Raw genomic sequence first — 12,436 nt, 5'->3', positions numbered from 1 at the left:
CGTGCTCATCCGCGCCGCTCACGCCCATCGATGCTGTAGCGTCCCGCCCCGGTGCAGGCCAGCAGCAGGAAGCCGCCGGCGAGGCCCAGGTTCTTCAGGAACATGATCTGCTGGGTCTGGTCGGCGAAGTTGTGGTGGAAGATGAAAGCGGTGACCAGGCTGAAGCCTGCGAGCACGACCGCCACCAGCCGGGTCTGGAAGCCGAGCAGGATGCACAGGCCGCTGCCGATTTCGAACGCGATGGTCGGCCAGAGCAGGATGCCGGGTACTCCCATCGCCTCCATGTAGCCCTGGGTACCGCTGAGATCGCCGAGCTTGCCCAGCCCGGAGACCAGGAACAGGGCCATCAGCAGGATGCGTGCAAGCAGGTAGGCGAGCGAATGCGATGAAGTGCTCACGTCGATGTCCTCGGATATGGCCGATGCAGGCGATCGGAGCCCACCGGCGGTGAAGCCCGTGTCTACGCGCCGGGCCAGGCGCCTTGACAGCTGCCGCGCTGCAGTAGACCTTTCCCGCATGATGATCGATATTGAATCGCTCAGCCTTCGCGAGCTGGGTGCCCTGGTGGTTGCCGCTGAACAGCGGAAACAGCTGATTTCCAGCCGCCGTCCGGCCAGTGCGGTGCGGCGGATGCTGAAGGCCGCCGCCGCCGAAGCTGGCTACACCCTTGAAGAACTCTTTGGCGGCCAAGCCTCGGAAACACCTGCGCCCGCCCGCAAACCCGCCCGCCGTAAATCCGGCAAAGTCGCGCCCAAGTATCGCGACCCGGAATACAAGCGCCTGACCTGGACCGGTCGCGGGCGCATGCCGCGCTGGTTGGCGTCCAAGGTGTCGATGGGCCACAAGGTCACCGATTTCCTGATTCCTGGCTTGGCCAGGCCGACCGCTGGCAAGACCAGCACCATCGGCAAGCGGACCGTCATCAAGAAGGGATGAGGCTGCAGCACTGCTACCCTGCCCGGGTCTTTCAACCAAGGAGCACGGGATGGCACACGAGAGTGGCATGACGATCACGCCGAAAGTCCTGCACGCCGCCGCAGTGGCGGGCATGTTGGTCAGCCTGCTGGCCTGGGCGGTGGAATGGAGCGGGATGGCCTATGTCTGCCCGTACTGCCGCGTGCAGCGCACGGTCATCGGCGTGCTCGGCCTGCTGACGCTGTTCGCGCGCCCTGGGAGCCTCATCGTGCCCTGGTTGTCGTACACAGCGGGTGGCTTCGCCTTCGTGGTCGCAGCGATGCAGCACTTCAACGGTTGGAAACGCATTTCCGCAGGCGACTTCAGTTTCAATGAGCAGTGGTACATCGACCCTTGGCTGTTGTCGGGCTGCGCGATGCTGATCCTGGTGGCGCAGCTGATGCTGGTGCAGGCCGCCTGCCGGCGCAGCTTGCGCTGAGTGTTTCCACGCATGGCGTGGAACTACCCGTTCTGGAATACCGCCAGCTGCGCGGCGAAGGCGCGCTGGTAGGCGGGCCGCTGCGTCGCGCGGGCCACATAGGCGGCCACAGTCGGATATTCGTCGAGCAGCCCGCTGCTCTTCAGGCGCAGCAGCACCGAGACCATCATCAGGTCGCCCACGCTGAAATCGCCGTCCAGCCACGGCGCCTTGGCCAGCCATGTCGACAGTTGCGCCAGTCGCGCCCGAACCCGCTCATCCAGCAGCGGCAGCCGCTGTGCGTACCACGGCTGCTCGCGCTCCAGCACCCAGGCCATGGAGCGCTCAACGATGGGGGGCTCCACCGTGTTCAGCGCAGCGAACATCCACATGATCGCGCGCATGCGGGCGTCCGGATCGCGCGGCAGCAGGCCGGGGTGCTGTTCGGCCAGATGCAGGACGATGGCGCCGGATTCGAACAGGGTCCGGTCGCCCTCCTGCCAGGTGGGAATCTGCCCGAACGGATTGCGTGCCAGGTGTACGGGCTGCTTCATCTCGGTGAAGGTGAGCAGTTGTACGTCATAGGCTACCGACAGTTCCTCCAGTGCCCAGCGCACGCGCATGTCACGGGCCAGGCCCTGGCCACGGTCGGGGGAGGTGGCGAAGGCGGTGAGGATGGGAGGCATGGGGTCCGCAATCAAGGAGGGCTTTGATGATCTGACGAGCGAGTGTGCCGGAAATCGACATGGGTGTCGGTGCTCTGCACGTCGCCTGCACATGTCCTGCACGCACGCACCGTCGCCGATCCATCAGTCTGCCGGGGTCATCCGCAGAGACAGGTAGCAGGCATGAATACTCCCGGAAAACCGAAACCCAGTTGGCGCCAGAGAAACGTGCTGATGGGAGCGCTGGCCGCGGTCCTGGTGATCGTACTGATCATCCTTTTCGTACCTTGGTGAGCCTGCCCGGGCTCGCTCGATGTGATCCACGCGCCACTGTGGCGTGAAGCAGTCAGTGCGGGTTGAGTGACGTGATGTGCGTATCAATCGCTGCTCACCCGGGAACCACACAAGCATGTCCACAGTGGATACGCAGGCAGCGCAGTCGAAGCTGCTTTTCTCCCCCGAAACGACGATACAGGAGCAACGCCATGAGCACCCAGTCCACCATCGAACACCGTCTCAACGACCTGATCGAGATCGCCCGTGACGGCAAGTCGTTCTATGAAGAAGCCGCAACCAAGGTGAAGGATGCCGAGCTGTCGGCCCTGTTCACCCGCATTGCCGGTGTCAAGGGTCGCATCGTGGCCGCATTGAGTGGCTCGGTGGCTGCCAGCGGCGGCAAGCCGGCCGAGCATGGCACCGTGGTGGGTTCGATGCAGCAGTTCTACGGCAAGGTGCGTGCAGCCTTCGGTGACACCAACTATGGCTATGTGGCCGAGCTGGAAGAATCGGAGGACCGCCTGCTGGGCGCGTTCAAGGACGTGCTGAAGGACAACGAGCTTCCGCCGGCGGTCCGCCAGGAAGTCACCCAGCTGTTGCCGGAAGTGCAGGAATGCCACAACGTGATGCGCGCGCGCAAGCATGCGATGAAGGCGGCCTGACGATCAGCGGCGTCCCACTCCCCAGGGACGCCGCGGCCGGGGCGGCACCGCTGCCCCGGCCACCCTGAATCGGTCGCTGCTACACTCTTGCCGGTTCCGCACTGCCAACAATGAGCACCATGAACAACGGGAACGGTCCGCAGACAGTTCGCTGAGCCGCAACAACGACGCAGACGTTGTTGCGGTGAACATCCCTGCGATGCATGCGAAGTGGATGGATCACCGCCGGACTCACTCTGGGCGGAGACTCCCCATGTTCAATCGACAGGCCCCGCGTTGGGCCCATACCCTGCCATCGGCCATTGCGCTGATGGCGCCGTTCGACCTCCTGGCCTCGCTGGCCATGGATATCTATCTACCTGTAGTGCCCTTGATGCCCGGCGCGTTGGGAACATCGCCTGCGCGGGTGCAATTGACGCTGAGCATCTACCTGCTGGTGCTCGGCGTCGGCCAACTGCTGTTCGGCCCGTTGTCCGACCGGATCGGGCGCCGCCCCGTGCTGTTGCTGGGGGCGCTGCTGTTCACCGTTGCCTCGTTTGCGCTGGCGCTGTCCAGCAATAGCGGGTTCTTCCTGGCCTGGCGCACAGTGCAGGCGATTGGCGCGTCGGCAGCGCTGGTAGCGACGTTTGCCACCGTCCGCGACGTATACGCGGATACACCGCAGGGGGCGTCCTTGTATGGACTGTTCGCTTCGATGCTGGCCTTCGTGCCGGCACTGGGGCCGATGCTGGGTGCACTGGTGGCTGCGGCAGCAGGCTGGCGTGCGATCTTCGTGCTGCTGGGTGTGCTTGGCCTGGTCGCCGTCCTGCGTGCGCAACGCCTGTGGCAGGAAACCCGACCCGCAGGGCGCAGGGACGCTGGACCGGCACTGCAGAAAATTCTTCGCAGTGGTGCCTTCTGGGTCTACACGCTGGGATTCAGTGCCGCGATGGGCACGTTCTTCGTGTTCTTCTCGATCGCACCGCGCGTGCTGGTCGAGCGCATGCAGTACTCCCAGATCACCTTCAGCCTGGCGTTCGCGACGGTGGCACTGGTGATGATCCTCATGTCGCGCATGGCGAAGACGTTCATCGCGCGCTGGGCGGTGCCTGGCACATTCGTGCGTGGCCTGTGCGTGATGGTGGCGGGTGTGTTGTTGATGGCGCTCGCTGCGGAGTTGCCACTGTCATTCGCCAGCGTCGTGCTGCCCATGTGGAGCATCGCGGTGGGGCTGGTGATGGTGGTTTCGGTGGCTGCCAACGGCGCGTTGAGTGAGTTTGCCGATGCGTCGGGTACGGCGGTGGCGCTCTACTACGCGATGCAGAGCCTGATCGTGGCCTGCTTCGGAACACTGGCTACGGTGCTGCTGCCGGGCGATACGGTATGGCCGCTGGTGGCCTATGGGCTGTTGCTGCCAGTGGCCAGCCTGGTCGCCGCGGCGATGTTGCGCGGCTGCCGCTAGCCTCGGCCGGTGATTAAAAAAGGGCGGCCATCAGGCCGCCCCAATCCTTCATGAGAACACGTGACGGGAACTAGAAGCGCACCGACCAGCGCACATTCGCACTGTGGTCGCGGCTTTCACTGCCGTACTGGCCGCTGTAGCCCAGTTCCAGCTGCTGGCGCTCGGTCAGCCAGGCCGACAGGCCCAGTTCGGCCACCACCGCGTTGTCGGCGATCGGCGCGCCGTTGACCGCAAACGTTGTGCTTCCGTTGGCGAAGGCCAGGTTGGCGACCTGGCTGCGATCACCGGAAGCGCGGCGATAGCCGACGCCACCGCGCAGGTGCAGCCAGCTCTCCTGCTGGAACGAAGCCTTCAGTCCCTTGTCGAAGCGCAGGCCGGCAGTGGCAATCGTGGTTCCGGTATCGTCCACCTTGCCCTGCAGTGCCGCTGCTCCACCGCGTTCGTTGACGCGCTTGAGGTCCACTTCGACACGTGCGACCTGCAGGTAGGGCTCCAGCCCGGCTTCCGGGCCACCGAAGCGGTAGCCGGCTTCGATGAAGGCCTGGCGGGTGCGGGCGTCGTAGCGCGCGCTCAGGCTGTCGCTGAAGCCTGCGAAGGCGACATCACGCGTACTCTTCACCTCGTGCTTGCTCCACGCCACACCACCGCGCAGGCCGAAACCGCCCCAGTTGTGGCTGGCGTAGGCACCGAAGTGGGTGTTGTCGATCTTCGACTTGGCGCGACGCTCCTGCTGCTTCACGTCGGTGCGGCCCGTGCCGGCCAACACGCCGACCTGCCAGCCGGAGAACTCGCGGTCGATGCCGACCAGCAGGCCGTTGCTGTTGGCTTCGGTGCGGGCAGTGTTGACGTCACCGTCCAGCTTGCTGTTGCCACCGATGGCCTGCACCCATGCACCCGTCGCGTCACCCACGTCGCTACCGGGCGCGGCGGCGCCGGCACGGCGTGACAACGCGGCATCGCGCACGTAGCGGCTGCCCTCGACCAGGGCGATGGCCGTGGCCGGATGCAGCTCGCCGCTGAGGCCGTCGAGCACGCCTCCGACCTGCTGCGGGAACAGCTGCGTCAGCGGTTTGGGCAGACCCTGGGCGATCGGCAGCAGGTCGGCGGCGGCCGCCACGGCACGCTGGTTGGGCGTGTGCGCGGCGGTGGTCAGCGATGCACCACGGGCCACATCGATGCGCGTGCCGTTGGTGCCGTAGGCCAGGCTGAACTGCAGGAACGGGGAGAACGCGCTGAAGTCGGTCTTGGCGAACTGGCCGTTGATGCCTCCGTCGGCACGCAGGAAGTTGAACTGCTCGCCGAGGTAGTACACACCCGGCTCCGGCAGCGCGACCAGCGTGCCGCCAAGGGTGGCGGTGCCGGTCACGTGCAACTGGTCACTGCGGCCACCCGGGGCCAGCTCGGCGGCATAGACGCCAGTGGCGCCCTGCACGTAGTTGCCGTTGATGGTCAGCGTGCCGATCGAGTTGCCCGGCGCGATGATGCCGTCCACGCGGGTATTGCCGAGCGTGCCGACGCCCTTCAGCAGGCCATTGGCGCCGACCGTGGTGGTGCCGCCGGTCTGCGTGCCGTTGAAGGACACCACGCCGCCGTTGATCACCAGGTTGCTGTTGTTCAGCACGCCGCTGGCGCTGACCGTGCTCACGCCACCGGTAGTGGTCAGTGCGGTGGAGACCAGGCTGCCGTTGAGCAGCAACTGGCCACCCTGTACTTCGACTGCCGAGGTGAGGGTGTTGGTGCCGTTCAATTCCAGCGTACCGTCCTGCAGTACCGCGCCGTTGAAGCTGTTGTTGCCGCTCAGGCGCAGCCAGCCGATACCGGATTTGGTCAGCTTGCCAGGGCCACCGATGTCGTTGGTCCAGTTGTCCCAGGCATCGCCTTCCCAGACTTTCAGGCCGCCGGCCTTCTGGTTCATCACCACGTTGGTGTCCACGCGCAGCGAGCCATAGCCTTCGATGGCCTTCTTCAGATCCACCATGCCCCAGCCGTAGATCGGATCGATGCCCGCTGCACCCAGGTCGCGTGCGGTGGTCAGCAGCACGTCGCGGACCTGGGCGTTGTCCAGATAGGGGAAGCGCTCCATCAGCAGGCCGAGCGCGCCGGTGATGTGCGGCGCCGCCATCGATGTGCCCGTCTTGGTGCCATAGACATACTGGGTGTTCTCGCTGTCGATGATCAGCCGCACGTAGGCGGAGGTGTTTTCGATGCGGCCCTGGATATCCCCGGAAACGATGGTGCTGACGATGTCGGTGCCGGGTGCCGAGATGCACCAGTTGGCGGCAACGCCACAGATGCTGGAACTTCCATCGATCACGTAGTCCGTTTCGCCCGCAGCGGCGTTGGGCCGGCGGACGTTGGCCACGGCCAGCCAGTACGGTTCCAGTTCGGGCTTCCAGCGCGGCATGGCGGCCGTGATGCCGGCGACGGCGCCGCTGCCGTTGCCAGCCGACCAGACCTGGATGAGGGTGGAGCCCGGGGTATCGCCATTGCTGGCGTAGATGCTGCCGTACACGCCGTAGTCGGCACCGATGTTGGCGTACTGCTGGTCCAGCGCGGCGGCGGTCATGTTGCGCGTGGAGATGCCCCAGCTGTGGTTGATGGCACGCACGCCCTGCGCCTGGATCTGTGCATACATGTCCAGCGTGGCGGCGTCATCCGGATCGGTGCGGTAGACCGCGCGCGGGCGATAGTAGTTGTCCGGATCCAGGCGCCACTCATAGTAGGTGTCGCCGAACACGCGGGCGGCGGTGAGATCCGCACCAAAGGCCACGCCATGCATGCCGGTGCCATTGCGATTTGCGCCGATGGTGCCAAGCACATGCGTTCCGTGGTCGGCGTAGCTGAAGCCATAGGGCTGGCCGGCCGCGATCAGGCGTGCCGCGAGTGCGGCCGGAACGCCGGCACCGAGGCCATAGTAGTTGTAGCCGGGCTGTTCGCCGCGGGTCTGCCCGCAGGCACCGGTCCCCGCGACCACACCCGGCGTCGGGCAGTCGGCACCGATGGTGATGCTGGAGGTATTGCGTCCTGCAAACTCCGGATGCGCCAGTGCGGACCCCGAGTCGAACAGCGCCAGGCGCACACCCTTGCCGGTCAGGCCGCGTGCATAGGCGTAGTCCGCGCCCATCGCACCCAGGCCCCAATCGGCGTTGAACTCATCGCTGCGCCAGCTGGCCGGATCGCCCGGGTTGCCAAGAACGGCGGTGCTGCTGGCGGCAGGTGCAGCGGCCGTCGCTGCGGGTGCAGCGTTGGCAGCAGGCTGCGCCCATGCAGCCTGCATCTGGCGCTGCTGCTGCCAGGCCTCGAGTGATTCGCTGGCCATGGCCGGCAGTGCAGCGGCCAGCAGCAGCGAGCTGGCGACGGCAAGCGCCAGCGGGCGGTGCGACAGGGAGCGGGACGAACGGCCGTACAGCGGGTGATTCATCGGACAACTTCCTTGGTTGACGGACATCAAGGCCGTTAACGCAACGGCATGGCGATATCCCCCAGTAATGTGAAGGGATTTTTATGAACGTGTTAATGTTTTGTGATCGGTGCACGACGTGGCTCCGCCGGGCCGGGCACCGCGACCTTTCTTGCCGAGGCCTTGGAGCCGTCCATGCGTAACGCATTGCGTAAACCACAGTTGGCGATATTGGGTAGTGCCGATCCTGGCAGCGACGCGTTCGAGCGCGCAGCTGAAGCAGGGCGTTTCCTGGCCGTGCAGGGCATCACGCTGGTCAGCGGCTGTGGCAGTGCCGCTACGCGGGTAGCTGCCGAGCAGGCAGTAGCCGCCGGTGGCCAGGTGCTCAGCGTGATCCCGGAAAGCGGCATGCCGGCAGCCGATTGGCCCGCCACGGTGGTGGTGCCCTGTGGCATGGGCGATGCGCGCAACCTGATCATGGCCCTGGCCGGTGATGCCTGCATCGTGATCGGCGGGCGCGCCGGTACGATCTCGGAGGTTTGCCTGGCCTGGCTGCACAAGCGGCCGCTGCTGCCGCTGGTGGGGGCCGGTGGCTGGTCCGATGCGCTGCCGGACAACCCGCCGGACGAGCGCGGCAATTCGCCGATCCTGCCGTGGCGCAACATTGATGAGCTGGCCGGACAGCTGCGTGTGCTGGGGTTACTGCACCGCTGAGTCGAGCGGCATCGGCCTTCACCCAGCGTCCCGTGTGCAGCGCTAAGGTGGCCCGGCCTGGGCTCACCAGGCTAATCAAGGAGCGATGTCGATGCGCACTTTCAGGAAAGTGATCGCCGGTGTTGTGTTCGCGTTGGCCTGCAGCGGCTCGGTGGCCGTGGCCGGACCAGTCCAGCCCTGCGATCTGCCCTGCTGGAAGGCTTACCAGGCATGTGTGTCCGGTGGTGGTGATGCCATGGAATGCCAGTACGAATACGATCGATGTGTCATGGAGCGCTGCGGCGCGGTGTAAGCCCAGCCATGCTCGGCTGAAGACGGGCCTCGTCCGTGGCGGGGCTCTTCTGTTCGTGCGCAAGGTCGGGCAGTCTCGACACGTTCTTCCTGGTGGAGTGGAACATGGCCGTCAAGCGTGTCGTCGCCAACATCGCCACGTCCGATCCCTCACGTGCCGCTGCGTTCTATGGCGAGCTGCTCGGCATGCCGGTGGTGATGGACCATGGCTGGATCGTCACCCATGGCGGGCAGAGCAGTGCGCTGGCGCAGGTCAGCTTCGCCAGTGAAGGAGGCTCGGGCACGCCGGTGCCGGACCTGTCGATCGAAGTGGACAATCTGCAGGACGTGCTGCAGCGCATGCGCGCGGCCGGCATCGCGCTGGAATATGGCCCGGCCGACGAACCCTGGGGCGTGCGGCGCTTCTTCGTCCGCGATCCGTTCGGTCGGCTGTTGAACATCCTTGCCCACGCCTGAGCGGTGGATGGTGCCTCGCCACGCCTGACGGTGCGCGCGGGACGATGACCGTCTACCGGCGTGCTGGCCCTGCTCGCGGCATCCGGGCTGCTCCGGCAGCCCAGGCGCGCCTGGACGCGCCGCGGTCAGCTCTGCTGGCGTTGTGGACCGTCCCTCGTTGGCGTCGCTTCGGCCGCTTGCCGCTGCTGCCGTGCATTGGCGTGGCGAGCGTGCCCGCCTTCGCGGCCGATCGCTGCCATGTGCTGGCGGTTGCGGCTGATCGCCTCGCCGCCCTTGCGGCCGGCCACGCGTGCCTCGGCCGGGCTGAACTCGTGTGCATTGCCGGACGCATGCGCGGCGCGTCCTCCCTTTGCGGCGATCGCGCGCTGCTTGTCCTGGTCCATCGAGGCGAAGCCACGATGGGAAGTGCCGTGGTGCTGGCCGGCCATGGGAAGGCTCCCGTTGCATGGAAGGGAAGCTCATCCTTGCCGGTGCCCGGCTAACGGAGTGTCCGCACCGGTGCGGCTGCCTTCACGCCGCACCGTACTGCTTTTCACGGCGCAGGTACGCTGCTGCGCGCGCCGCCCTGCGTGGCCAGGACGAACTGCACCCTTCACCTAGGCCGGACAGCCGGCCGCGCAGGGCGCACGTTGGAGCTGCGCCTGGGCAACGGCGGCTGGACCTTCCTCAGCGAAATCGAAATGGCCGCAGAGCAGTAAGGCTTCAGGGCTGGCGGGCGTCCTGCAGGCGCTGCGCGAAGGGCCGCTGTGCGAGCGCTGCAAGGGCGTCGCGTAGTACCTGCTCCAGCGGCTGCCCCAGATCGGCATCGAGGCTGCGCGCCGCACGCGCGGTGGCCTGCCATTGCGCCTGCAGCGCAGGCATCGCGCGCTGTGCGCGGGGGCTCAACTGCAGGATGCGTTCACGCCCATCGTCGCCGCTGGACGCGTGCAGCCAACCATCGCGCACCATCGCCGCCACGGTCTGGCTGAGCGCCGAATGGCTGAGCCCGCAGGCCGATGCCAGGTCCTTGATCCGGCAGGGGCCCTGCGCCATCAGCGTGCGCAGCACCGGTGTGTAGCGGGGCCGGTAGTCCAGTTGCAGGTCCCGGTAGGCGTGCTCGACCGCCGGGTCCAGCTGGTCGAGCAGGGCGCGCAGCAATGTGCCGAGCGTGGCGTGTTGGAGATCCATGACCAGGATGATATATAAGCGCTTATATATCTTCAACGCGGAGGTGGTTGATGGCCGTGTCCTGGATGCTCGTTGCGTTGCTGGCAGGGGCCTGCCCGGCGCAGGACGGAGTGCTGCGCGCGGCGGCCACCGCCGTGCAGGCGCAGTACCTTGACGAGGCGGAGGGCGCCCGTATCGCCGATGCCCTACGCACCTGGTCGGTGCAGCAGCGCTATGCGGACAGCTGTTCGGATCCGGTTGCGTTCAGCGCACGCCTGAACCAGGACCTGGACATGTTCGATGGCCACTTCCACGTTGAACGCGTGGACGCAGCGGCCGGCCAGGACGACTGGTTGATGGCCTGGCGCGCCGATGCCCGCAGCAATGGTGCCGGCGTGCGCGAGGTGCGGGTGATGGAGGGCAACATTGGTTACCTGCGCCTGAGTACCTTCTATCCGCTGGATCTGGCGCGCCCGAAGTTCGCTGCGGCCCTTTCCCTGCTGGCCGACACCGATGGCCTGGTGCTGGATCTGCGCCAGAACGGGGGCGGCGACGATGCAAGTGCCGACCTGCTGGTACGCACGCTGCTGGACGCGAAGATCGACGCGGTGCAGCAGCTGGACCAGCGCGGCCGGCGCACGCCGGTACTGCTGCCGCGTGCCAGCCTGCCTGCGTACCTGAAACCGCTGGTGGTGCTGATCGACCGCCGCACCGGTTCGGCGGCCGAGTTCGTCGCCTATTCGCTTCAGGCACTGGGCCGCGCGCGGATTGTCGGCACGCGCAGTGGCGGTTCCGCGCATATGTTTGGTGATCCTGTGCTGCTGCCCGATGGCTATCAGATCAGTATTCCCGACCGGCAACCCATCAATCTGCGCACCGGTGGAAACTGGGAACGTACTGGCGTGAGGCCTGATGTGGCCGGCGGCGACGATCCGCTGTTCATCGCGCGGCAACTGCTGGCGTCTGCGAAGTCGTCAAGATGAACGCACGATTGCATGGCTGTCCTATCGCGGATGCGCGATTGCATGCCTAGAATCGAAGCATCCCGGTAGTTCCCGGGCGCTTCGAGTGAATGGACTCAATGAAGATTCTGTTGACCGGCAGTTCCGGCCGCATCGGGCGCGCGATCTTCGGTGCGTTGGCGGCCGCCCACGAAGTGGTGGGGCTGGACCGCAGTCCGTTTGCCACCACGCGCATCATTGCCGATGTCAGCGATCGGCAGGCCGTCGCGCGCGCGGTGCAGGGCGTGGATGCGGTCATCCATACCGCGGCCCTGCATGCCCCGCATGTCGGCCTGGTGCCGGATGCGGTGTTCCAGCAGATCAACGTGGAGGCCACCGCACACCTGCTGCAGGCGGCACGCGAAGCCGGTGCGCGGCGCTTCGTGCTGACCAGCACCACTGCGTTGTATGGCCATGCCGTGGTGGCCGGTGGCTGCCGTTGGATCGACGAAGACACCGAGCCGCTGCCGCGCACGATCTACCACCGTACCAAGCTGCAGGCAGAGACCCTGGCCGAAGCCGCCGCCACGCCGGGCTTCAGCGTTCGCGTGCTGCGCATGGGCCGGTGTTTCCCGGAACCGCCCGAACGGATGGCGATGTTCCGCCTGCATCGCGGCATCGACGCCCGCGATGTGGCCAGCGCACATGCTGCACTGCTGCTCGACGAAGGCGCCCGGTTCGCGCGCTATCTCGCCTGCGCACCGACGCCGTTCCGGCGCGAGGACTGCCTGGAACTGGCCACCCACCCGCGCAGCGTGCTGGCCCGTCGCGCGCCGCAGCTGCTGGCCGAGTTCGAACGCCGTGGTTGGCCGCTGCCATTGAGCATCGACCGTGTCTATGACAGTGCCCGCCTGCGCAGCGAGCTGGGCTGGCAACCGTGCTTCGGGCCGGACGACGTACTGCAGCAGTATGCCGTCGGCAGCATCGAGGTACTGCCGCGGGCACAGTGGATCAAGGACCGCGTGGCCGAGTGAGGGCATAGCGAGGGGGGAACGCTGAGCCGACCCTGAGC

14 protein-coding genes are annotated in these 12,436 nt (G+C 66.4%); 9 read left to right on the top strand and 5 right to left on the bottom strand.

The genetic code is table 11. The annotated features are described in order from the left end of the window. Positions 1–5: 5 nt before the first annotated feature. Positions 6–398: a DoxX family protein gene (locus ACS0OT_RS17565; protein WP_069139686.1), complete on the bottom strand. Its 393-nt coding sequence runs from the start codon at positions 396–398 to the stop codon at positions 6–8. A gap of 118 nt (positions 399–516) precedes the next feature. Here ACS0OT_RS17565 and ACS0OT_RS17560 point away from each other — a divergent pair, with 118 nt between their 5' ends. After that, positions 517–936: an H-NS histone family protein gene (locus ACS0OT_RS17560; RefSeq protein ID WP_139728151.1), complete on the top strand. Its 420-nt coding sequence runs from the start codon at positions 517–519 to the stop codon at positions 934–936. Between the two features lie 49 nt (positions 937–985). Continuing rightward, positions 986–1,393, top strand: a complete 408-nt coding sequence (locus ACS0OT_RS17555) for a hypothetical protein (RefSeq protein WP_188217765.1) — start codon at positions 986–988, stop codon at positions 1,391–1,393. A gap of 23 nt (positions 1,394–1,416) precedes the next feature. On the opposite strand, the gene ACS0OT_RS17550 is transcribed toward ACS0OT_RS17555, so the two are convergent. Continuing rightward, positions 1,417–2,058, bottom strand: coding sequence for a glutathione S-transferase family protein (locus ACS0OT_RS17550; protein WP_329889144.1), 642 nt, complete (start codon positions 2,056–2,058; stop codon positions 1,417–1,419). Between the two features lie 464 nt (positions 2,059–2,522). Here ACS0OT_RS17550 and ACS0OT_RS17545 point away from each other — a divergent pair, with 464 nt between their 5' ends. Further along, complete coding sequence (locus tag ACS0OT_RS17545; RefSeq protein ID WP_005419568.1) at positions 2,523–2,975, top strand: PA2169 family four-helix-bundle protein; 453 nt, start codon at positions 2,523–2,525, stop codon at positions 2,973–2,975. 253 nt (positions 2,976–3,228) lie between these two features. Next, positions 3,229–4,416 (top strand): CmlA/FloR family chloramphenicol efflux MFS transporter, encoded by a 1,188-nt coding sequence (gene cml / locus ACS0OT_RS17540; RefSeq protein WP_329844125.1) that lies wholly within the window; start codon positions 3,229–3,231, stop codon positions 4,414–4,416. 70 nt (positions 4,417–4,486) lie between these two features. On the opposite strand, the gene ACS0OT_RS17535 is transcribed toward cml, so the two are convergent. Next, on the bottom strand, positions 4,487–7,837 hold the full coding sequence (locus tag ACS0OT_RS17535) for an autotransporter domain-containing protein (protein WP_139727711.1): 3,351 nt from the start codon (positions 7,835–7,837) through the stop codon (positions 4,487–4,489). A 174-nt stretch (positions 7,838–8,011) separates the two neighbouring features. Between ACS0OT_RS17535 and ACS0OT_RS17530 the strand changes: the two genes are divergently transcribed. The 3 genes from ACS0OT_RS17530 to ACS0OT_RS17520 all read left to right on the top strand — a co-directional run bounded on the left by ACS0OT_RS17530 (position 8,012) and on the right by ACS0OT_RS17520 (position 9,277). Beyond that, positions 8,012–8,530: a Rossmann fold nucleotide-binding protein gene (locus ACS0OT_RS17530; RefSeq protein WP_032954557.1), complete on the top strand. Its 519-nt coding sequence runs from the start codon at positions 8,012–8,014 to the stop codon at positions 8,528–8,530. A 91-nt stretch (positions 8,531–8,621) separates the two neighbouring features. Then, complete coding sequence (locus ACS0OT_RS17525; protein ID WP_005419561.1) at positions 8,622–8,822, top strand: hypothetical protein; 201 nt, start codon at positions 8,622–8,624, stop codon at positions 8,820–8,822. 104 nt (positions 8,823–8,926) lie between these two features. Beyond that, entirely contained in the window at positions 8,927–9,277 is a 351-nt protein-coding gene (locus ACS0OT_RS17520; protein ID WP_005419560.1) for a VOC family protein, read from the top strand. Between the two features lie 125 nt (positions 9,278–9,402). Here ACS0OT_RS17520 and ACS0OT_RS17515 read toward each other — a convergent pair whose 3' ends face one another. Both ACS0OT_RS17515 and ACS0OT_RS17510 read right to left on the bottom strand, forming a co-directional pair. Continuing rightward, entirely contained in the window at positions 9,403–9,705 is a 303-nt protein-coding gene (locus ACS0OT_RS17515; RefSeq protein ID WP_065177995.1) for a KGG domain-containing protein, read from the bottom strand. A gap of 274 nt (positions 9,706–9,979) precedes the next feature. Next, a complete protein-coding gene (locus ACS0OT_RS17510; protein ID WP_065177996.1) occupies positions 9,980–10,444 on the bottom strand; it encodes a MarR family winged helix-turn-helix transcriptional regulator in 465 nt (154 codons plus the stop codon). Positions 10,445–10,494: 50 nt separating this feature from the next. Between ACS0OT_RS17510 and ACS0OT_RS17505 the strand changes: the two genes are divergently transcribed. After that, positions 10,495–11,406, top strand: a complete 912-nt coding sequence (locus ACS0OT_RS17505) for a S41 family peptidase (RefSeq protein ID WP_442255917.1) — start codon at positions 10,495–10,497, stop codon at positions 11,404–11,406. 98 nt (positions 11,407–11,504) lie between these two features. Further along, positions 11,505–12,398, top strand: a complete 894-nt coding sequence (locus ACS0OT_RS17500; RefSeq protein ID WP_065177998.1) for an NAD-dependent epimerase/dehydratase family protein — start codon at positions 11,505–11,507, stop codon at positions 12,396–12,398. The last annotated feature ends 38 nt before the right edge of the window (positions 12,399–12,436 follow it).

It is taken from the genome of Stenotrophomonas maltophilia group sp. RY12688, from assembly GCF_052149045.1.
GTDB classification, from domain to species: Bacteria; Pseudomonadota; Gammaproteobacteria; order Xanthomonadales; family Xanthomonadaceae; genus Stenotrophomonas; species Stenotrophomonas sepilia.
Note: the sequence above shows the minus strand (reverse complement) of the source record. Positions and strands in the feature narration are given on the sequence as shown.